Source organism: Arthrobacter sp. 2RAF6 (assembly GCF_052115205.1).
Taxonomy (GTDB): Bacteria; Actinomycetota; Actinomycetes; order Actinomycetales; family Micrococcaceae; genus Arthrobacter.
On sequence record NZ_JBFRGF010000120.1, the window covers coordinates 1 to 601 of the forward strand.

1 protein-coding gene is annotated in these 601 nt (G+C 68.6%); it reads left to right on the top strand.

Annotation, left to right across the window (positions count from 1 at the left end; translation table 11 throughout):
* Window positions 1–601, top strand: a 601-nt coding sequence (gene glgP / locus AB4Z38_RS25765) for an alpha-glucan family phosphorylase (protein WP_441432344.1), incomplete at both ends; no start/stop codon positions are given.

The following is a 601-nucleotide window of genomic DNA, read 5'->3' on the forward strand; positions in this document are numbered from 1 at the left end:
TGGGGCTGCGCCTGGCGCAGCGGGCCAACGGCGTGGCCAAACTCCACGGCGTGGTCTCCCGCGAGATGTTCTCCGGGCTCTGGCCAGGCTTCGACCACTCCGAAATCCCCATCACCTCCGTCACCAACGGCGTCCACGTACCCACCTGGGTGGATCCGCGCATCTCTGCCTTGGCCCGCCAGCAGTTTGGAAGCGAGGCCGAGGCCATGGGCCGTTGGGACCTCGCCTACAACGTCAGCGACGAGGACGTGTGGACGCTGCGCCGGGAACTTCGAGTGTCCCTCGTCGAGGATGTCCGGCGTCGGCTCCGGGCAGCGTGGAAGAAGCGCGGGGCGGCCGATGCGGAGCTGGGCTGGACGGACACCGTGCTGGACCCGGACGTGCTCACGATCGGTTTCGCCCGGCGCGTGCCCACCTACAAGCGCCTGACCCTCATGCTCCGCGACCCGGCACGGCTCAAGGCGCTGCTGCTGCACCCCCAGCACCCCATCCAGCTGGTCATCGCCGGCAAGTCCCACCCCGCGGACGACGCCGGCAAGAAAATGATCCAGGACCTGGTGAAGTTCACCGACGACCCCGCCGTGAGGCACCGGATCGTGTT